The sequence below is a fragment of the Pedobacter sp. AW31-3R genome (assembly GCF_052180285.1).
GTDB lineage: Bacteria > Bacteroidota > Bacteroidia > Sphingobacteriales > Sphingobacteriaceae > Pedobacter.
Genome location: NZ_CP197475.1, coordinates 4,985,229 through 5,006,885, shown reverse-complemented (window position 1 = coordinate 5,006,885; position 21,657 = coordinate 4,985,229). Strand labels below are relative to the sequence as shown.

Below are 21,657 nucleotides of genomic sequence, written 5' to 3'. Positions count from 1 at the left end.
AGCTTACAACAACTTTATCTTTATTGATGCAGTCTTTAACCAGGGGGCGGTAAACCTGACCGATAATTCCTCAGAAGGCTGACCGTTGGTTTGTATATAAACGATCATCTTACCGTGGAAAACACGTTGTACATTGTCTGTATAGTCGCCCTTGTCAGCATTGTTTCCTGCTTCCATACCCAGTAACCTTGCATTTCCGATAATGTCGCAGGTGATCTCATCATCAGCAAGCTGTACGGGAATACCGTTTTCGTCAACAATCTGCAGTTCTATCTGTGCAATGCCACCCTTAGCTTCAACCTGCAGCTGATCGCCCTGGGCAATTACAATAGCCTGCTGACGTTTGCTGGATTGCAGTTGGTGCCGGGTGGTTTCTTTTCCATTTTTGTCTGTTCCGATAACTTCTAACTTACCTTCAGCATAGGGGATGTCCCAGTAGATGATACCTTGCTTCTGGTCGTAGTCCTTGGTTTGTCCAACCACCTGTCCGTTCAATTCCAATCTTGCTTTTTCTGCATTTGTATAACAAACTACACGGATCAACTGACCCTGCTGATAATTCCAGATTGGCCAGGCATCCATGGAAGGGGCATCATTTCCCTGTTGTCCCTGTTCTGCTTCCAGTACCGACCATACATCTGTTGCTGCACCGCCACCTTTAAGCGGGTAGGTCCCCAGATAGGCCATAGGCTGATCAGACCAGAGTGACTGACGGAAATAACCGCGGGGTTTGATAAATCCTGCGAAATCCAGCAATCCTGAATAGAACCCGCGTGAAGGCCAGCGGCCCGATTCGCCCAGATAATCTATTCCTGTCCAGAGAAACTGACCGAAAATATGTTCATGGTCTGTCACTGCTTTCCAGGCATCAAAGTCGTGGCGGTTTTCACTGCCGAAAATTACGCGCTTTGGATAGCGTTTATGGTCTTCCATATAACGGCTCTCCGTATAATTATATCCAGCGATATCCAATGTACCGGGATAGGCTGTTTCATTAGACATGGCAACTCCTGCCAGTCCCGCAGTAACCGGGCGGCTGGTGTCATATTTTCTCACTACCGCAGCCAGTTTTTTTGCAATGTCACCCAGGTGCATAGCATCAGGCGCATCTTTCTTATAACCGCCAAAAATAGGCTGGGTGAAGCCATTTTCCTTAGCACCTGCAAGGACAGGGTGGGAGTATGGGTCATTTGGATAATCCACTTCATTACCTATGCTCCATGCGAATATAGAGAGGTGGTTACGGTCGCGTTTAACCATGTCGCCAAGGTCTTTTTCTCCCCATTCCTTGAAAAAATCAGAGGAACCCTGGAATCCTGGGGTACCTACATTCCAGCCCTGAAGCCACTTGCGCTTAGGGAACTCCCATTCGTCAAAAGCTTCATCCATCACCAGCAGCCCCAATTCATCACACAGTTCATATAAAGCTGAAGCCTGAGGATTGTGGCTGGTTCTGATCGCATTGACCCCCAATTCTTTCAGGGTGAGCAGGCGACGACGCCATACGGCAGGATACATTTCGGCACCCAGTACACCTGAATCATGGTGCAAACATACCCCCTTTACTTTCATTTGCTTACCGTTCAATGCAAAACCCTTGTCAGCATTAAAGGTAAAAGTACGGAAGCCCGTTACCACAGTAGATTTATCAATGACTTTGTTATCCTGCATCACCGTGGTACGCAGGGTATAAGTCACAGGAGTTTCTACACTCCATAACTTTGGATTGCTGACCGCCAGTTCCGATTTGATCTCTTGCTTGCTGCCTGCCGTTATCGTAACTTTTTTTACTGTCTTTGCCACAACTGCTCCGTTTTTATCCAAAAGTTCGCTGAGTACAGAAAGGTTGGCAGCTGATAGTGATTCATTCGTTAATGCAGTTTGTATATGCAAGGTTCCTTTCTTTCCTTTTACTTCAGGAAAGGCATATACTCCCCATTGCTCCAGGTGGACAGGGGTTGCCCGTACCAGCCATACATCACGGTAAATCCCTGAGCCGGTATACCAGCGGGAGTCGGCATCCTGACTATGGTCTACACGCACAGCGATCTGGTTTTCCTGTCCATATTTAAGGTAAGGGGTAATATCGTAATTGAAGGAAATATAACCGTTGGGGCGTTTGCCTACGGAATGCCCATTCACGAAAACCTCACTGCGGTTATACACCCCTTCGAAATAGAGGTATATTTTTTTTCCCTGGTCTTCCTGGGGAACGGTAAGTTTTTTATGGTACCAGCCTATTCCTCCAGGTAGATATCCGGTGGCACTGGCAAAACCCGGACTATAAGTTTGCTTCACACTCCAGTCATGGGGTAGCTGCACTTTTCTCCAGGATCTGTTGTTATAGTCTACTGCTGTTTTTCCATCAACTTCACCCAGGTGGAAACGCCAGTCGCTTGTAATTTTCTCTGCCTCACCAAATCCGGGCTGGGCAAAAATAGCTGCGGGATTAAATAAGTTAATAGCGAGAGCAAGTATTGAGCATTTAATAAATCGTATCATTCTATTGTAATTAATGCGTAGGTTTTACAGGTATAATATTTCCATTTTCGTCAAAATACATGCGGTCCATACAAACCTCACGATTGAAGCCTGCTGCGTCGCCCATGTGGATGCCATCGGGAACATTAAACCTGTGGTAAACGATATACCATTCATCTTTTCCCGGAATCTGCAATACAGAATTATGGCCTGTACCGTAAATACCCTGGGAAGGATCTTTCTGAAGGATAAGGTTATTTTCGGAAATCTTTATCGGGCCAAGGGGCGAAGTAGAGGTTCCATAACGTACGCGGTAATTCTCACTGCGCGTATCGTCTTCCGACCAAAGGAAATAATAGGTTCCCTTACGGTAAAATACATAACATCCCTCTCTGAAGGTCTCATCGGTCTTTAGGACTTTTGTGGTGTTCTTTTTCAGAGAGACCATGTCTTTATTCAGTTCGGCTACGGCGAGGTAACCATTTCCCCAGTACAGATAACTTTTACCTGTTTTGGGATCCGTGAATGCTGCAGGATCAATTTCCTGTCCGCGGTTTATCCCTTCGGGTTTGAAATTAATCAGTAGTTTTCCCGAATCCTTGAATGGGCCAGTCGGCAGGTCTGACACTGCCACCCCGATTTTTTGTGCAGCTGTAAAGTAATAATAGTATTTGTAATCACCCTTCACCTTTTTCTCTGCGATGGTAGGTGCCCATGCATGGCGGTCTGCCCAGGAAACATCCTTTTTCAGGTCTAAAATCACGCCTTCATCGGTCCAGTTTTTCAGGTCTGGCGAAGAGAAGGTTTTAAAGTAATAGCCGCCCCAACCGTCGAAACCATCGCTGGTTGGATAGATGTAATATTTTTTGGTTTTATTGGAGTACAACACATCCGGATCAGCATAAAAGCCGTCGAGCACAGGATTTGTTTTTAATTGGAGTTCCATACCTTGGGGTATGCCCCATTTGGCGGTCAGGTCTTTTAACTCCTTACGGGAAACCGGGATAATGGTTCCGTGGCGCGGATGGAAATCCATTTTCACATCCTGGTCGATGACTTTGAATTTATCCAGGTCATAACTTTCGCAAAACTGGTATTTTCCTTTGCCATACACATCATACATGAGTATATACTTGTCAGATTGGTTCAGCTTAAATACACCTGAACCCTCAACGGCATCCCGGGTCTGCTGTTTATACCCCGGTTGTTCAATCCATTTACCAGAGGTAAGGGAATCGGTTATGGCTAACCTGATACCATTTCCATTGCCTTCGGTTTTATAGAATAAGTGAAATAATCCGTTCTTATTGATGATGTCGCCATCGATGCAGGACTTGCCATTTTTTGGGTGGAACAGCACTGCCGGCTCCGATTCAAAATCCGTGAAATCACTGTTGGCGTAAGCATAATAAATGATATCAGGGCCAGCGCCATGTTGCATAGACCAGTAGACCATATACTTACCTTTTGCCGGATCGAATATGGTTTGCGGTGCCCATACACGTTTCAGGTCATCATGTCCCTTGAAACGTTGCTGTATATTGATCACCGTATGTTTCCAGGTCAGCAGGTCGTCTGATTTCAGGAGAATCATGGCACGGTTTGAGTCCCATCCTTTGGAGGAGGTCATATCTGTGAGTACCATGTAGAACGACTTTCCATCTTCCCCACGAAGAATATGCGGATCCCGTATGCCACCGGTAGAACTGATGACTTTGGAATCGATAACGGGCTCATTATGATTTAATGCGCGGTAATTGTACCCATCGGTGCTGATGGCATAACAAACAGCCTCATCTTTTATGGCATTCCCCTTAAAATAGGTAAACAGGTAACCTGCGAAATCCTTGTTCGCGGGACCTGATTTATATTCCTGGCTGAATACATTTCCGATAAAAGCTATTTTTAAGATAGCCAGAAGGACCAGTCGTTGACATCGAAGTTTTTTCATCATTAAGCTCTGGATTTTTTAGGTAAGTTTATTTAGCGTTAAGAATGGTGTGCAGGTTGGAAAACCTGCACAATCATACAATTATTTTCGGTTACTTTAAAGCTATTTTTTGTACAGGAGTGTAGATGTATTCACTTGATGAGCTGGACTTAACGCCAACCCGGGCAAATACATAATCCAGGTCTTTCAGTTCATTGGGCAGGGCAGCTGCAATCGAAGTGGACTGTCCCAGTACCAAACTGCCTGTGTTGCCATTTTGCTCGGTGAACTTCTGTACGTGATCAAGCAATATTGTTTTTCCTAAGAAAAGACGGACAATATCTACGTTTGCCGATTGCACCACTTTATTGACTACAAATTGTGCAGTGATGGTATTGCCGGATTTTTGGAAAGACTCATTTGTGATGGTGAAATAGGGGGTCACCGGCACATCAATCACGGTATTGCCTTTAACATTTACGATTACCGTATCAGCAGCTTGCTGCAGCCATGGGGAATCTCCCCTGCGTACCAACTTATACTGCCCGTCGAACAAGCTTGCCGAAAATTTTCCATCCTGATCAAGGTATAATGGAATCACAGATTTAAGGGCATAGCCATCCTGCCACAATTCTAAGCGGGGGCCGTTGTTGCGCATGCCTACAGTATTTCCTTCATAGACCAATCTGCCTGACAGGGTGGATTCAGGAGCTTCAAAATTATCATAAGCACAACCTGAAAGCAATAAGCCTGCAGTTGTGGTAAGTGTCATTAAAAAATTAAATTTCATAGCACAAAAGATTAATGGAATGGGTTTCTAACAATTTTAGGATTGTTATCTAATACTCTCTGTTCAATAGACGAATAATAGTTCGCCAGTCGGAAAAAACGCGCCCTTCGGAATCGGGTGGGTCTCATGCGGTCATAAATAAATTTGCCATTGTCTGCATGTCCTGGTCTTACTACCCGGTACCCAAATAATCCACCAACTACAGCATTGGCATCATTCTCTGAACCATTCCATACCAGGTGTGCTATACGCCATCTCTTCAGATCGAAGTAACGGTGGTCCTCGAAAGCAAGTTCAACGCGACGTTCATTACGGATGATATCCATGGTCAGCGCAGGCAGGCTATTGGCAGGGAATCCTGCACGTTGACGCAGCGAATTGATATATCCCAGTCCTTCTCCCTGTCCGAGTTCATAGGAAGCCTCCGCGGCGTTTAGGTAGATCTCGCCAAGGCGGAACCATGGCCACCAATTTACGGCAGCTGTTCCCCTTGCACTTGCTGCAGATGCATCACTAACAAACTTTCGCAGATAGAATCCTGTGTTACTGACATCGGTAGCATCATTTCGAGGGCCGTCAAATCCAGTCCAAACCTGATTGTCATCATAGTTTTTCCCCAATTCTGCTGCTGTGGTCAGCTGGTAACTTCCGTTCGTCCATACGGCTACACCCGCCTGTATCCTTACCGGATTGTTTCTGAATGTTGTACCCGGATAAATAACCGTACCATATAAACGCGCATCCCTATTGGCAAAAATATCTCCGATTCCGGTATAGGCGATATAATTACCGGAGGCATCTTTATCACGAATCGTTCCTTTGGTTCCATCCAAATGGTCAAAACTCTCCACAAAGCTCAGGGAAGGTGATACCATTGATGTACCCTGATTGTCTTCCGTCATGCTCCTGATGATATTGTCGAAAGTAAAACCATGGGTTTTTACATTCGCGGCGAAGTCTTTGGCAAAAATTACTTCTGCTCCGGTTTTCTTATTCAGCATGTCGTAGAAGTTTGCGCCTTTATCAGGATTTTCATTGTAAAGCGCAAAGGGACCACTGATAATCTCTTTCGAGGCCACCAGGGATTTCTGGTAGTAATCATTGGCCATTGAAGCTGGAATGCCTACTTCAGCACCAGGGGTTGTAATAGGGGCCGACATCAAGTTATTGTATTTGGCAATCGATGCAGCGTACAGCATGGCCCTGCTTTCCAGGGCGAGGACAGCATATTTGTTTGCTCTTGTCTTACTTTGGATATGAAGTGCCAGGTCTTCTTTAATGGCCTCTAACTCCTGGTAAATGAAATCATAGATTTCATATTCTTTCGAACGGGGAGTCTGAAGCGGGGTTGGATCACCACTGAAGTCGTAAATCAATTGTGTGGTGACCAGCGGTACCCCACCCATACGTTTCACCATTTCGAAATAGACGAAAGCACGGATAAAGCGAATTTCAGCCATATATGACCTTTTTTGAGCATCTGTCAGCTGTACACTCAGTTTTTCGATATTTTCCAGGGAAAGATTAAGATCGCGGATAAACCCGTAATCCCAGAAGCGTCCATAGTCATCAGCAAACTGATAATCATTTCTCCAGTTCTGATCCCGGTGTCCGGACCACATCGCATCATCGAGCTCTGTCATTCCGCCGGTGTTGAATACGCCATGTAAGGTGGGTAACCTGTTGTAATAATTCGCCAGTAATGAGTTCAGTAAGTTTGGTGTATTCCACAATTGATCATCGGTGATCATTGATTTTGGATCACGTTCAAACCATTCATCGTGCTTACAGCTGTTCATGCTTAAGCAGGTGAACAAAGCGATAGCTATATAAAATTTTTTCATCGTATTAAATTTTGAAGGGGGGTTAAAACGTTACATTGAAACCTAACATAAAAACTTTCTGCTGAGGATATGCAACCGCTGCTGCAGCCTCAATTTCAGGATCAATCTGGAATTTCCCTACGTTATCGAAGGAAATAAGATTGGATGCATTGGCATAAATGCGGATTTTTTCTGTTTTAAACTTTTGTGTGATGGTCTTAGGCAGGTTATAGGCCAGTTCTAAGTTTCTTACTCTCAGATACCTCACGTTGGTCAGCCAGAAATCGCTATTCCTGTGATTTGGCCCAGAGTTACCTTTACGAACTGCGGGATAATAACCTGGGATCCATTCGCTGTTTGAATCGTATGGATCTGCCCGGTGCCATCTGTCTTCCAGTAGGTAAGCAGGTGAATTCCCATCTGCGTGAAATGCATTTCTTAACTCATAATCCTGGTTCCAGGACTGCATTGCACCGCCCGCTAAATCGATATTGAGATCTATACCTTTCCAGTTCAATCCGATACGGCCACCGAAACTCATCATGGGTGCCCATCCTGTCGGGTATCCAATAGGACGCTGATCCATGTCATTGATAATCCCGTCACCATTCACATCCTTGTAGATAAAATCACCAGGCAACTGAGTGGTATTGTTAGAACCATCATTATTGATGGTATAGTTACGTATCTCTTCTTCTGACTGGAAACGACCAACTACCTGGTAGCCCCACCAAACACCACCCCAGCGATCTTCTGCAGAGTCTCTATATTCATTCCATGAATTGCCGAAACGGGGTTTATAGGACTCTAAACTTCTGTATCGGGAGAACGTTATATTACCGCTCACTACATAATTAAGATCGCCGACCTTACTGGTATATGTCACAATACCTTCTGCACCATAGTATCCGTTTTTGTTCAGATTTTCGAGGGGAAGATTATATCCTACTTCACTTGGCAGCAATACATCATAACGTCCGGCAGGTACACCGGTACGTATAATCTTGAAGGCATCAGCTGTCAGGGTCAATTTGTTGTCCAGCATAGCCAGGTCAATACCGATATTGTAATTTGTATTCTTTACCCAGGATAGGTTCCTGATCGGTAAAGGCCTTGGCTGAATACCAGGATAATACTTGCCATCCAGCACTGCATTTCCTTGTGCGAAGTTATATCCTGCAAGGTAATCATGCATTTTTACAACATCTTCTAATCCGGTTTGCCCTATTGAAGCCCGTATTTTTAAGTCGTTCACGATACCTTTAAGTGGTTTGAAAAAAGGTTCATCTGAAATACGCCAACCTATGGATGCACCTGGGAAAAAGCCCCAGCGACTGTCTTTATAGTATAAATAAGAACCGTCATAACGGCCCAGCACCTCAACAAGGTATTTGCCTTTAAAACTATAATTAACACGGCCAATATAACCAGCCCTTGCTTCGTAAGACCAGATGTCGTCTACAGCGTTCACATCTGCCACAGCATTAATTAAGGGAATATAATTATTTGTTGGAATGGAACCAAGTACGGTCAGGTTCCTGTCCCAGTCAGATCGCTCATATCCTACCATGGCTGAAAGACTGTGGTCACCAAGTTGTTTGGCATAATCTAACTGAAACTGTCCGAAACGGGATATGGCTTCACGGTTGGTTTTATATCTCCATCCTGATTCTGTGCCACCATCACGTACATACATATCGTTTTCATATCTGTAAACATCATAGGTATACTGGAAACCGTCGAACTTGTTGTTGGTATAGTTATAAGATACGGTTGCCTTTGCGGATAACCCAAATTTTGTTTTATAAGAAGAAAAAAGGTTTACATTACCACTTAGGTATTTATTGTCCTTGTAACCCACAATATCCCGGCTGAACAAAGCTGGATTATACGCCATATCATTGACACGACTTGGATATTCCGGATTATTATTGGCATAAGGGGATACTGTCGGCCAGTTCCTAAATAAAGCTAAAATAGAAGAAAAGTAACCATCTCCCCCAGGTAAACCTACATCTTTAGTTGTTTCCTGTCTGCCCGAGATTTGTGCACCGATATTGAAACCTTCAGTTATGGTCGCCTCAATATTGGCCTGCAGGTTGGTACGTTCATAGGAGAAATCTTTAATCATGGCATCCTGGTTCAGGTGCCCCACGGAAATGAAATAATTGGAGTTTTTTGCCCCACCTGTTACATTTGCATTGAGATAATTCTGAGGGATATTTTTCCTGATGATCATATCGTAGTAATCGTAACCCTGGTAGCCAGGTTCGGTACCTGCCTGCCATTTTGCGAGTTCTTCTGGCGTGTATACAGAACGGGGATTCCGGTTCTCATTTTGAGCAGCTTCGACTAATCCCCTGGTATATTGTGCTGCATTGGCCAATTCAGGGAAGCGTGTCAGATTTTGCCAGCCCTGATAACCATTGATATTTACTTTCGCGGTTCCGTCACGTTTACCTTTTTTCGTCGTAATCAGTACCACGCCTTTGGCTGCCCGGAAACCATAAACTGCTGCTGCCGCATCTTTAAGGATGGAAATACTTTCAATATCTTCCAGGTTCAACGCATTAAAAATATCAGCTCCGGAGGCATTTTGGGTTCCCACCCAGTCCGTTCCTCCTTCACCCCCATAGGATACGCCGTCAATTACATACAGCGGATTTCCCATGTTGCGGATTTGTATGTCTGCTCCTCTTCCCGGACGGGCATCTTTAGCCCTTACCGAAACCCCCTGTACCTTTCCGGCCAGAGCGCCTGCAGCGGTGGTAGAGGAAGAGCGGACGATATCTTCCGACTTGATATTACTTACTGAACCTGTAATGTTGCGTTTGTTTTGTTTACCATACCCCACAACGACAACCTCGTTCAGATCGTTTTTCTCACTTTCAAGGAAGATGTTAATGTCGGTCTTGTCGCCAATCTCGACGCGTTGATTTTTGTAGCCAATGTAGCGGACCAGTAAAATTCCCTTGGTTGCCTGCATCTGGAAACGACCTTCTTCATTGGTGTTAGTGATTTCTTTGGGCATGCCCTCGACTTGAATGGTGACGCCGGCAAGAGGTTCACTTTTCTCGTTAAGTACTCGCCCTGAGATCTTACGTTGAGCGTATGAAAATGCGGGTATTCCACATATCATAACGTAGAGAAAAAAAATTTTCAGGATTTTCATGTTAATATTTGGTTTTTGGTTTTAATGAAGCTATGAAACGCATTATTTCCGTTTGTTATTTGAGCGGCTTTTGACATCAAATAGAAAGCCTATCGGGGAGGAGGGGCCGCTCATCTTACGCATGATTTATAATTGGTTTCTGGAATCAAACTTAGGAGATTCTGCTATGCAGGAACATATACAGATCCGTCAATTAAGGTTTGTTTTTTCGTCAAATCAGCCTTTTATTTTGTTTAGGGCCTGTTTTTGATATTCTGAGGGAAGCTGTCCCAATTCTTCTTTAAAGCACTGACGGAAATAGATGGAGCTGTTGATACCCACCATCAGCGATACTTCCGTGACGTTATACTTACCGGAGCGTAACAGCTGTGCTGCCTTTTGAATCCTCACTTTACGGACCAGCTGATTGATGTTTTTACCGGTGAGGCCTTTCAGTTTTCTATAGAGCGTAGACTGGCTCATGTTCATCTTATCGGCCAGTGTCGTGGCATCCAACACTTCATCCTGTATACAATCTTCCACCAGGCTGACAAATTCCTGTACGAAGGCATTCTCCCGCCATAATTCTGTAGGCGTTGTTGCCGATTCAGCTGCGGCTGGTTTATTTTGGGAGGACAGTTGTCCCAATACTTCAGCATAAACGGCCTTTCTTTTGAGCAGCAGGTTTTCAATTCGCCGGTATAGGAGCTGTGGACTAATGGGCTTGGTTAAGTAGGAGTCTACCCCTAATTCATATCCACGCTCTTTATCGCGCTCACTGTCCTTCGCTGTTAAGAATATCATGGGGATATGGCTCGTTTCCCTTTCCTGTTTTAATTCTTGCAGCATACGGAATCCGTCCATATCGGGCATCATGATATCGCTTAAAATGATATCGGGAATGCGGCTCTTTGCAAGTGCAAATCCTTCCTGCCCATTTTCGGCTTGTATCACATCGTACTTTAAGCACAAGAGGGAGCTGAGGTAATCCAGCAGCTCCCTGTTGTCTTCCACCAGTAAGAGTAACGGACGCTGCTGGTCACCAGGAGAGGACATCCCACTCTCCGCATCCGGATTAACGTCTGTTGCCTTCACAGGAGATACCACAGCATTCGTCAGCAGACGAACGCAAAATTCACTGCCTTTTCCCAGTTCACTTTTTACGGAAATTTTTCCATGATGTATAGCTGCCAGTTGCCTGACCAGGGCCAGACCAACACCTGTACCCTGACCGGTAGAACGGGGTACCTGGTAAAATTTATCAAATATCTTATTCAGGTGTTCAGGAGCAATACCGCAACCCGTATCTTTTACATAAATGAGTGCACAGGTACTCATTTTGTCCTGTTCGTAGCTGAGACGGACATCCACGCTACCAGAGGACGTATATTTGCAGGCATTCGACAGTAAATTATCCAGGATCAGCTGTACAATCTCCGCATCGAAGGTAGTTTTGATATCTTTTTCTTCCACCAGACAGGTGATCTTCAGTTCTTTCCTGTTGTTGGCCTCTACATATTTAAGGACAGTTTCCTGTACCAGTTCAGCCAAATAACCTTCTCCCAGTACCAGAGGTTTATGCTGGGACTCTACTTTCCGGAATTCCAGGAGCTGATTGACCAGTGAAAAAAGCCGGTTTGCATTCTTTTGGATTCTGGTAACCCATTCTTTATGCTTTGAAGAGAGCTTTTCTTCCTGGAGTAAGTCCTCCAGCGGCCCAAGAATAAGGGTCAAAGGAGTCCGGAGTTCATGGGTGATGTTGGTGTAAAAATTCAGGCGTTCCAGGTGAAGCTGTTCATCCTGCTCAAGCTGAAGTTTCTTCAAACGGAGTTCTGCTTCGGCATTGATTTTTTTGATGTAAAAGAACAGTACGGTGGTGACAATGGCTGCAACCAGAATGACATACAGGGCCAGCGCATAGGTACTGAGGTAGAATGGTGGAGAGATGTTGATAAAGAGTTGCTTATAATCACCAGGCCAGTCCTGGTTCTTCTGGCGGGTGCGTATCCGAAGTTCGTACTTTCCATATGGAATATTCCGGAAATCCAGGCTCTTTTCATTGCCAAGAAAGATCCAGTCATTATCCAGGCCATGCAATTGATAACTCAACTCGATCATGTCGTTCAGGGCATAATCCATCACGGCAAGTTCCACGCGGAAACTGTTTTCGTCATGTTCGAGGCTGATCTCCTCGGAAGGATTGGGGTTTTTCTCTGCTAACGCATGTGTTTCGCCTGTATTAAAAACCATAAATCGGCTTATTCTGATGGGTGATCCGGGGAGGTTCAGCGGGATTTCAGTGGGTTCAAAATAGCAGATGCCGGCCGGCATTCCAAAAAACAAACGTCCCTTTGCATCAGCGGCAACACTATTGTTGGTAAAGCCACCTAAAGGTAAACCAAATGAATGGTCGTAAGTCAGGAACCGTTTTTCTTCAGGCAGGTAGCGCAGTAAGCCCAATCTGGTGGAAAACCAAATGTTTCCATTACGGTCTTCAGCGATTGCATTTACGGTTAAAGATGTGCCTGATCCGGGGGGGACGATCTGTTCCAGTTCGCCCATAGGCTTATTCACACTTTGGAGTGCCAAACCTTCGTTTGTAGCGATCCAGATATTATTTCTCCGGTCGCGGAACAGGTGATTAATGGTATTGCTGTTAATCCCTTGGCCCTTGGAAATTTTCCGGACCAGCTTCCGGTTGCGGTCGAACAGGTAAAGCCCCTGGCCATAAGTTCCTACCCACATCAATCCCCGGCTGTCTTCAACGAGTGTACGTGGTGCATAGTCTCCAAGCATTGGGGTATTAATGATTGTTTTTTCAAATGTTTGACGTCCGGGATGGTGAATAAATAAGCCTTCCTCTGCTGCAAACCATATATTTTGCTGTGAATCTTCGAATATTGCTCTTACGGCCGACATTTTTTCACCTGCATCTATCTTACGCCAGCTTTTTGTCTTTGCCTCAAAAATGGATACCCCACCATTTTGCAAGCCGAACCATTTGTTGTTCTGGCTGTCTTCGAAGCCAGAAAGCAGGAAGTCATCACCAACACCACTGTTGCGCGTTGTCCTTTTGATCACTTTGCCATCCCGTTGTACCTGCAAAATGCCATCTCCTGCGGTAATCAGCCACATACTTTCGTCCCTGTCGTGCAATATCGCTGTTACTGTGGCCAGCTTACCCAAAGCGGGTAGCATTTCAGGAGTGGGGAAAATGGAGAAAAAGGGCTTTTCATGTCCGGAAAAAGCAATTCCTCCACCATATATGGCCATCCAGACGTTGCCAAAGTTATCCAGGTCGATATTTTGCACAGAGGAGTTGTTGCCTCTGTTCAGTTCATATGGAACGATGGTCCGGATCCGCTGTATATCCCTATCTGTGTTATAATCTGGTTCCAGGATGAATAACTGCGAAGATTCGGTGCCTACCCAGATTGCACCATCGATTTCCTTTATGGCATACACAAAGGGCTCAACTTTGTTCTTGGCCTTACTGGCAAGGCTGATATGCTGTATGTTTTTCTTCAATGGGTTGTAAACGGCCAGGCCTTTCCGCGTCCCTATCCAGATATTGTTTTTGCTGTCGCGAAAGAGTGCCTTCACTTCATTATCAGGTAACCTTCCTTTCGTGTTCTGTACATCGAGCAGTTCAACTTTCCCGTCTCCGGGATGGAAAATGGAAAGTCCTTTATTGACATGTCCTATATAAAGCAGTCCTTGCTGATCCTCACATAGTGTCCATATACTGTTTTCGGGCAGAGAGGGAATACGCTTTCTATTGAACCGTTCAAACCTTTTCTTTACCGGGTCGAAGCGCTGTACTCCCTGATGATAGGTGGACAGCCATAACCTGCCATCTTTACTTTTGATGATATCTGTAATGTCATTTGTTGCAAGTGAGTGCAGGTCATCAGGATCATGCAGGTAGTACGAAAACTTGTTGGTTTTCATGTCCAGTACATTCAGTCCATTCGCACGCGTGCCGATATAGAGCTGATCATCGTCGTATAAAAGTGTATTGATCTCGTTGCTGTTGACGGAAAGGCCATCTGCTTTTTCAGATTTATAGTACTGTTTAAATGAATTGCTGGCGAATCGGTTCAATCCCAATTCTGTTGCCACCCAGATAAAACCATATTTATCATGTGCAACATCAAGCACCTGCTGGCTGGATAAACCTTCCTGCAAAGAGAGATACCTTGCTTTGTCCGGTTGTCCGAATAGCAATGCGGTATAAAAAAATAAGATTAGGAAGAGCGTTAACCTCATTATGGTGTATTTAATAGCGACTAAAGAGGTAAAAATCACCTGATCACCTTCCGTTCATGAGTGGTAGAAAAATTCATTCTTATCTGTAGGAATTGGCTGTTTATAAATTTGGTTTTGTTTGACAGGTAAAAGGTAGAGATTATTTTTTAAATGTAAGAAAGACGTTTAAAAATAGTACATATTGGCGCTGTAAATGTAGTTAAAAAGAAAAAGGATTAAGGAGAAAGGTATGAAGGCGTATCCTGGGATTGGCTTTATTTTTGCCCTTGTCCGGCATAACGTTGAAGAAAAACTAATTTATGTTCCATGAAAAAATTAATGAAGTTTCGGATGATCCTATGTCTGTTGGGCTGTGTTTTACTAGGTAACACGGCATTGTACGGACAGACACAAAGCAGTATGAATGTCCAGGCGCAAAAGGCATATAATGTAGCCAATAAAGAGCTGAATACAGTTTATCATCAGGTGCTCAAACAATATGCTTCGCAAAAGGTCTTCATCAAGAAATTCAAAAATGCTGAACGGATCTGGATGCAGTTCAGGGATGCGGAAGTGGCCTCAAGATATCCCAACGCGGGCAGTTACGGGACTTCGGAGGCCATGTGCCGTTTAAGTATGTTGACCAGCCTGACAAAAGAGAGGTCAAAGGTACTTCGGGTTTGGCTTGATGGTATTCCCGAGGGAGATGTGTGCAACGGATCTGTAAAAATAAAACGGTAGTCAGTGTTGTAGGCTTAATGCAAATCAAAGAACTGGTCTCATCAACCAGTTCTCTTTGCTTTTTTTCGGTAATCTCTCTTTACCACATCAAACGAAGTCGTTATAAAGTATCCAGGAAATCCAGGTACAGGGGAACACTTTTTTCAATCCATTCGGGGGAAGAATTGTATTCCATCCCATAATAGGCAAAAAAGGGCCTGTAATCAACTTTTACATAGTCAAAACTAAGCTCAAATGGACGGGTTAATTCTTCCATGGTGTATTTATAAATTCCTGAAGATTGGTAATCCTTTTCATCAACGCCTACTGACATTGCCAGGGCTACTTTCTTTCCTGAAAGCTTGTATCCGCTTTTGCTTCCATAAGCCCATCCATGAGTCAACACCTCGTCCAGCCATTTCTTGAAGAATCCTGGACTACTGAACCAGTAAAAAGGAAACTGAAATACAATTTTATCATATTGCTCCATCAGTTTTTGTTCAGCCTGTACGTCAATTTTCTCATCAGGATAAACTTCATGCAATTGATGGACTACATATTTATCAGGAAATTTGTTCAGCTCTTCAATCCATCTTTTGTTCACAACCGAATGGTCGATATCAGGATGGGTAACGATGATCAATGTTTTCATTTTATCAGGATTTTAAAATTATCTGCTGCAAAAATAAAGGGCGTAACCGGGATTTTGTACATTAGCCACCAATTGTAATGTACTATAAAAAATGTAAGTAATGTCTAAGGTTAAAGAAACATCAACCAATTTTGCCAACAGGCAAGCATTAGCCGATGAGTGTCCGGAAGTGTATGCAGCTTTTATTATTGGCGGACAATGGGCGCTGGTTATCTGTTCCTGGTTAATCAATGGAAAGCTCAGGTTTGGTGAATTGAAAAGGCTATTGCCGAATATAACGGAACGGATGTTAACCCTGCAGCTGCGGAAACTGGAAGACAATAAAATTGTCAAAAGAACGGTTTATGCAGAAGTGCCACCGCGGGTAGAATATGAATTGACTCCCATCGGTTATGAACTGGAACCGATCATCAAACAACTTGAAAAATGGGGAGAACGACATAAACATTTAAAGTAAAAGAAGGAATTGGATCAAATTTAGTGTTCCTATAATTCTCCACTGTAAGTCTAACGGAACTACAAATCTTCTGATCCAAAGTGGAACTTATTTTATTTCATCATTTTAGCGAGTTCATTTTCAAGCCTGTCGAAGTTTTCCTCGTTTTTATCCAGCACAAATGGCTTTATCTTATTGCATTCCTTTTCCGAGTCAAACAGTTGTTTAAAAACAATTTTAGTCTGGTCTGCATTGACCTCATCAAAGGTAACAAGCACCTGGAACAGTGGTTTTGAATAACGTTTCCAGGCAATGAGTGCTGGTTTATCTATTTTTATGAACTCGCACTCATTGGGATAATGCCCTTTGTCAGGTCCGTGCATGACAAAACTCCATTTCCCACCTACGCGGAAATCAAACTCATTAAATGTATTGGTAAAGCCGGCAGGTCCCCACCAATTTTTAAGATACAGTGGATCGGCCCAGGCCTTGTACGCCAGTTCCCTTGGCGCATTTACAATTCTTGAGCATACAATTTCGCATTCGGGTATGGTAGAGGTAATTTCTGTTGCCATTATCGCCAAAATTTATGACTAAAAATACTTGATTACACTGTAAATATCAATATGATGAATCTTTATTTATCTGTAGATTTACTTAAGGTTCAGCTTCCAATCTGGCAGGGGAATGCTTAAATTTATAAAGCATCCTGTGATATTTACGGGGTTTGGTACTTGACCAGGTCAATGCCTACACCATTAGGATCTGTAATGGCGAAATGTCTGTCGCCCCAGGGTTCATCACGCAGTTCAATGGCTATTTCTATACCTTTCTTTTTGATCTCCCGATACAGTGTATCTACGTCATCAACTTCAAGGGTAAGATACATGCCCTCCCCTTTAAATGCTTTATGAAACAGCGGTTGCTGCGAGGGATGACCGGGGAGCAGAAAGCTGATCTCGGCAGTGTGACCGGGGGTATGCAGAAGAAGGTAGAACTCATTTTCAAAAGTTACCCCAAAGCCCAATATCCCGGTGTAAAAGGTTTTGCTTTCTGCAAGTTTAGTCGTAATAATGCCTGCGTTTAATTTCATAGGATTTTCTTTTTTAGTTTTTTGTGCATTCACCGCCATGATGTTGCAAAGGATAACGAACACTATCAATAGCTTTTTCATGCTTTGTTGTTTTGTGCTGCAATCTGGCAATTTTAACCATTCGGATATTGTAAAAATCGGACAAAATTCACCTGCCAAATACTTTACCCGGCGTTACCCCATAAAAGTTTTTAAATTCCTTTATGAAATGGGCCTGATCGTAATATCCCGCATCAAAAAATAGTTTATTTTGTTGAAGGCTTTGAGCAGATGGCTTTGCCCTGAGGATATTTTGAAAGCGTACAATCTTACTGAACGTTTTAGGGGTATCACCAATATAGAATTCAAACAGTCGCCTCAACTGCCTTGAGCTGATACCTGTATCCAAATCCTTTTCTACATTCAGCACTCCATAATTCTTTAATATCAAGGAAATGGCAGTATAGAGGCGGACGTCAGTAGAATTTTTGGCTGTTGACAAGACCTGTAAAAAGTAGGTGTCAAGTAGTGCAGTGATCTGTGAAATGTTCATTCCGGGACCGAAGTTATCGGTTATGAAAGCTGCTGTTTCTGGTATTACCGCATGGAGTTGTTCGGAACGGTTACTGAGTGTTGAGGCATCTATTTGGAACAAACTGGGAAACATGCTGGGCAGGAAACGGAGGCCAACGTAATTAAAGGTATTGTCCAGGGGGAATTCTGTATATTTTTTACAAAAGCCCATCACAAAGTTTTCCGATGGATGATCAAGCTCAAAAAAAATATCGATGCATCCATCAGCAACCACCTGATAATTGAATTGTTGTTCCAGTGGCGCTGTGGTCTTCAGCTGCCAATAGCAATATATAAAATTTTGCAGACCGGGATGTGGCAGAAATTCATGATAGGTCACACCAGTAGCCGATTGCTTTACTGTTGGTTGAACAGGCATGTATAATTGCCGGATGTGAGCTGATAGGTCCAAAATTTGAGTTTGATAGCTGTATGAAAATCGTGTGAGGTCTAAGTTACGATGTATAGTTGGAATATATAAGCTTGAGCTATATACAATTATCATTGTTACTACTACTTCTTCTTCTTCAAACGTATCAAAAACTGATACTATTTTGTCTTTTTGCTGTATTTATCTCGCAAATGTTTACTTAAGTATTTATATTGTTATGTTTTGTAATGCGAAAAAATAGTATTCAGAATTGAAAAACCAAATAGAATGAAAACCTTCAAATTAGCCACCCTGCTTTTCTTAGCCGTCTTGTGTAAGCCTTTCTCTTTATCAGCCCAGGATTTTGTTGGAAATGCACGTGAACATATCTTAATAGACACGGGGTGGCGGTTTGCTTTTGGGCATCCTTACGAGGTAAAAAAGGATTTCAACAATGGAACGGGTTACTTCTCCTACCTGGCAAAAACGGGGTATGGGGATGGGGCTGCGGAAGCAGGTTTCGACGATCGTACCTGGAGGAAACTCAATCTGCCCCACGATTGGGCCGTGGAACAGCCTTTCAATGAGAAAGCGAGTTTCAGCCATGGTTTCAAAGCTGTGGGCCGTCAGTTTCCGGAAAGCAGTGTTGGCTGGTACCGGAAATCGGTTTTTATACCTGAAGGAGATCTGGGTCGGAAAATCAGTATTGCCTTTGATGGTGTGTTCAGAAATTCTATCGTCTGGATCAACGGCCACTATCTGGGTACAGAGCCTAGCGGATATGATAGTTTTCACTACGATATTACCGATTACCTGAACTATGGGGCTGAAAATGTGATCGCTGTGCGGGTTGACGTGACGATGGAAGAAGGCTGGTTTTACGAAGGCGCCGGGATATATCGTCATGTGTGGCTCAATAAAACTGATCCCCTTCATGTTGTTCCCAATGGTACTTTCGTGACGACTGAAGTTACTGATGGAAAAGCAGTGGTTCATGTCAAAGCAACATTAAAAAATGATGCTGAAGCGCAAGGACAGTTCATGGTCAAACATACCATTGTGAACTCAAAAAATGAGATTGTAGCCTCCGGGATACTCGAAAATCTCCGGTTAATGCAATTACAGGAGAAAGAATTTGCATTGGATATCCCACTTTCCAAGCCCATTCTATGGGATCTGGAAAATCCATATTGCTATCAGCTGATCACGACCATTATCCGGAATGGAAAAATAACCGACAGCTACAAGACTACTTTTGGTGTCAGGACGATCCGTTTTGATGCAGCGCAGGGATTCTTTTTAAATGGTAAACGTGTGGAGCTGAAAGGAAGCAATAACCACCAGGACCATGCCGGACTGGGTGTGGCACTTCCCGATGAAATGCAGTATTTCAGGATTGCTAAACTAAAGGAAATGGGCAGCAATGCCTACCGTTGCTCACATCATCCCCCTACACCGGAATTACTGGATGCCTGTGATCGGTTGGGGATGCTGGTGATCGATGAAAACCGACTGATGGGAATCACAGATCAGCACCTGAATGAGGTCAGGAGGTTGATCCTGCGTGACCGCAACCACCCCAGTATCATCAGCTGGTCGGTAGGCAATGAGGAATGGCAGATCGAAGGCAATATTGTCGGGGCAAGAATTGCCAGTACCATGCAGGCTTTCGCTAAAATTTTGGACACTACCAGGGCTATCACTGCTGCAATTAGCGGTGGGGTGGGAAACGGGATTTCTACTGCCATTGATTTGCTGGGCTACAATTATATTGCGAACAAGAATACTGATGAACACCATAAAAAATATCCGCTGCAGTTCAGTTGGGGAACAGAAGAAGGATCTACTGTAACCAGCAGGGGGTTATATGTAGATAACCGGGCGAAGAATGAGCTCGCTGCTTATGATATCCGGCAGAATGAAAACTTTTTAAGCCTTGAAGATGGCTGGAAGTATTATGCCGCAAGACCATATTTGGCAGGAATGTTTATCTGGACAGGATTTGATTACCGGGGCGAGCCTACGCCATTTGGCTGGCCCTCGGTACTTTCCTATTTTGGAATGATGGACTTGTGCGGTTTTCCGAAAGACAATGTATGGTACCTGAAATCCTGGTGGACCGATCAGCCGGTATTACACCTTTTGCCGCATTGGAACTGGGAGGGGAGGGAAGGTCAGCCGATCGATGTAAGGGCATACAGCAATTGTGAGGAGGTGGAACTTTTTCTGAACAAAAAGAGTTTGGGTAAAAAGCGCATGGAAATGAACGGACACCTGAGCTGGCAGGTCAATTATGTGTCCGGAACTTTGGAGGCTGTCGGATTTAAGAATGGCAGGAAAATACTGACTGATGTAGTCAGAACAACTTCTGAGGCCGTTAAGCTGGGCATAATACAAGAACCTGTCCCTATGGAAAAATCAAAAGTGGCGGTGCTGACCGTTGATGTGCGCGATGCCTCAGGTCAGCGGATACCTACTGCTACCAATGAACTGAATTTTGAGGTCAGCGGACCTGCAAAAATTATTGGGGTAGGTAATGGTAATCCTACTTCCCTGGAAGCAGACCGTTTTCTTGAACAGATCGATGTGGTGCAGATAGAAAATTTAAGAGAAAAGGTGATCACCGCTATTGATGACCTTAGCGAACTTTCTGCCGAAACGGGCAACTGGGATGATGCCTTCAAAACTGAACGGAACCAGGAGTTTGGGAAGAAGGTGAAAGCCCTGATCTACCGCGGTGATTTCAATCTTAGGGACTGGACAAATGATACAAAAATCACCTTCTTTTACAAGAGCCTGGGAAGGGAGCAGTCGGTTTATATCAACGGAAAAAAAATTGCGGGCAACCTGCCAGCCACTAAAACAGGTCATGTGTTTGTGCTGGACAGGTCTGTCATCAAACCGGGTAAAAATTCCATAGCCATATTGGCTACACCCTTATTGAAAGTAAACAGCTGGGATGTGGTCAATGCTGATCCTGGAGCAGTACAGGTGTTAAAACCTGCTGAAAAATGGAGAAGAAAGCTATTCAGTGGTTTGGCTCAGGTTATTGTTCAATCTACAGGAGAGGCGGGGGAGATCACTTTCAAGGCTTCATCTCCGGGTTTAAAAACTTCAGCACTGAAAATAAAGTTCTAATATAAAGATACCAGTAATGCTCCATATGCCCCGGTTGGACAAGGTTTTCCGGGGCCTATTTCAACTCCATCTCTACCAAAAGAATAATCGGCTGAGTTCATTTCATCTGGCCTTATATTTCGGCAGCCGTAATATTTCTAGCTGAAAAATATCATTAATTGAATATGTTGGGCTAAAAATGTATAGGTTTTTGATTATTCTGATTCTTCTGGAAGCATTGATAATGATTGCTTTATTGTGTTGTTGTTGATTTTCATTGTGCTTTTTAGCTTA

General features: G+C 43.8%; 13 protein-coding genes. 3 read left to right on the top strand and 10 right to left on the bottom strand.

Annotated features, from left to right (window positions below; translation table 11 throughout):
• Window positions 1-3 precede the first annotated feature (3 nt).
• The 6 genes from ACSBL2_RS20480 to ACSBL2_RS20455 form a co-directional block, all read right to left on the bottom strand.
• A complete protein-coding gene (locus tag ACSBL2_RS20480) occupies window positions 4-2,502 on the bottom strand; it encodes a sugar-binding domain-containing protein (protein ID WP_442588420.1) in 2,499 nt (832 codons plus the stop codon).
• A gap of 10 nt (window positions 2,503-2,512) precedes the next feature.
• Window positions 2,513-4,435 (bottom strand): family 43 glycosylhydrolase, encoded by a 1,923-nt coding sequence (locus tag ACSBL2_RS20475; protein WP_442588419.1) that lies wholly within the window; start codon window positions 4,433-4,435, stop codon window positions 2,513-2,515.
• An 88-nt stretch (window positions 4,436-4,523) separates the two neighbouring features.
• A complete protein-coding gene (locus tag ACSBL2_RS20470; protein ID WP_442588418.1) occupies window positions 4,524-5,201 on the bottom strand; it encodes a DUF3823 domain-containing protein in 678 nt (225 codons plus the stop codon).
• Between the two features lie 11 nt (window positions 5,202-5,212).
• A complete protein-coding gene (locus ACSBL2_RS20465) occupies window positions 5,213-7,045 on the bottom strand; it encodes a RagB/SusD family nutrient uptake outer membrane protein (RefSeq protein WP_442588417.1) in 1,833 nt (610 codons plus the stop codon).
• A gap of 22 nt (window positions 7,046-7,067) precedes the next feature.
• A complete protein-coding gene (locus tag ACSBL2_RS20460) occupies window positions 7,068-10,163 on the bottom strand; it encodes a SusC/RagA family TonB-linked outer membrane protein (RefSeq protein ID WP_442588416.1) in 3,096 nt (1,031 codons plus the stop codon).
• Window positions 10,164-10,412: 249 nt separating this feature from the next.
• The gene (locus ACSBL2_RS20455) at window positions 10,413-14,444 is read right to left on the bottom strand and encodes a hybrid sensor histidine kinase/response regulator transcription factor (RefSeq protein WP_442588415.1); all 4,032 of its coding nucleotides are present in this window, start codon (window positions 14,442-14,444) and stop codon (window positions 10,413-10,415) included.
• A gap of 306 nt (window positions 14,445-14,750) precedes the next feature.
• On the opposite strand from ACSBL2_RS20455, the gene ACSBL2_RS20450 reads away from it, so the two are divergent.
• Entirely contained in the window at window positions 14,751-15,164 is a 414-nt protein-coding gene (locus tag ACSBL2_RS20450) for a lysozyme inhibitor LprI family protein (protein WP_442588414.1), read from the top strand.
• A 100-nt stretch (window positions 15,165-15,264) separates the two neighbouring features.
• On the opposite strand, the gene ACSBL2_RS20445 is transcribed toward ACSBL2_RS20450, so the two are convergent.
• Window positions 15,265-15,795: an NAD(P)H-dependent oxidoreductase gene (locus tag ACSBL2_RS20445; protein ID WP_442588413.1), complete on the bottom strand. Its 531-nt coding sequence runs from the start codon at window positions 15,793-15,795 to the stop codon at window positions 15,265-15,267.
• Window positions 15,796-15,895: 100 nt separating this feature from the next.
• On the opposite strand from ACSBL2_RS20445, the gene ACSBL2_RS20440 reads away from it, so the two are divergent.
• Window positions 15,896-16,252: a winged helix-turn-helix transcriptional regulator gene (locus ACSBL2_RS20440; protein ID WP_442588412.1), complete on the top strand. Its 357-nt coding sequence runs from the start codon at window positions 15,896-15,898 to the stop codon at window positions 16,250-16,252.
• Window positions 16,253-16,344: 92 nt separating this feature from the next.
• On the opposite strand, the gene ACSBL2_RS20435 is transcribed toward ACSBL2_RS20440, so the two are convergent.
• The 3 genes from ACSBL2_RS20435 to ACSBL2_RS20425 all read right to left on the bottom strand — a co-directional run bounded on the left by ACSBL2_RS20435 (window position 16,345) and on the right by ACSBL2_RS20425 (window position 18,255).
• Window positions 16,345-16,806, bottom strand: coding sequence for an SRPBCC family protein (locus ACSBL2_RS20435; protein WP_442588411.1), 462 nt, complete (start codon window positions 16,804-16,806; stop codon window positions 16,345-16,347).
• A 143-nt stretch (window positions 16,807-16,949) separates the two neighbouring features.
• Window positions 16,950-17,405, bottom strand: coding sequence for a VOC family protein (locus ACSBL2_RS20430; protein ID WP_442588410.1), 456 nt, complete (start codon window positions 17,403-17,405; stop codon window positions 16,950-16,952).
• Between the two features lie 67 nt (window positions 17,406-17,472).
• Window positions 17,473-18,255, bottom strand: a complete 783-nt coding sequence (locus tag ACSBL2_RS20425; RefSeq protein WP_442588409.1) for an AraC family transcriptional regulator — start codon at window positions 18,253-18,255, stop codon at window positions 17,473-17,475.
• Window positions 18,256-18,534: 279 nt separating this feature from the next.
• Here ACSBL2_RS20425 and galA point away from each other — a divergent pair, with 279 nt between their 5' ends.
• Window positions 18,535-21,384 carry a beta-galactosidase GalA gene (gene galA / locus ACSBL2_RS20420; protein ID WP_442588408.1) on the top strand — a complete coding sequence of 950 codons (2,850 nt, stop codon included), beginning with the start codon at window positions 18,535-18,537 and terminating at the stop codon, window positions 21,382-21,384.
• Window positions 21,385-21,657 lie beyond the last annotated feature (273 nt).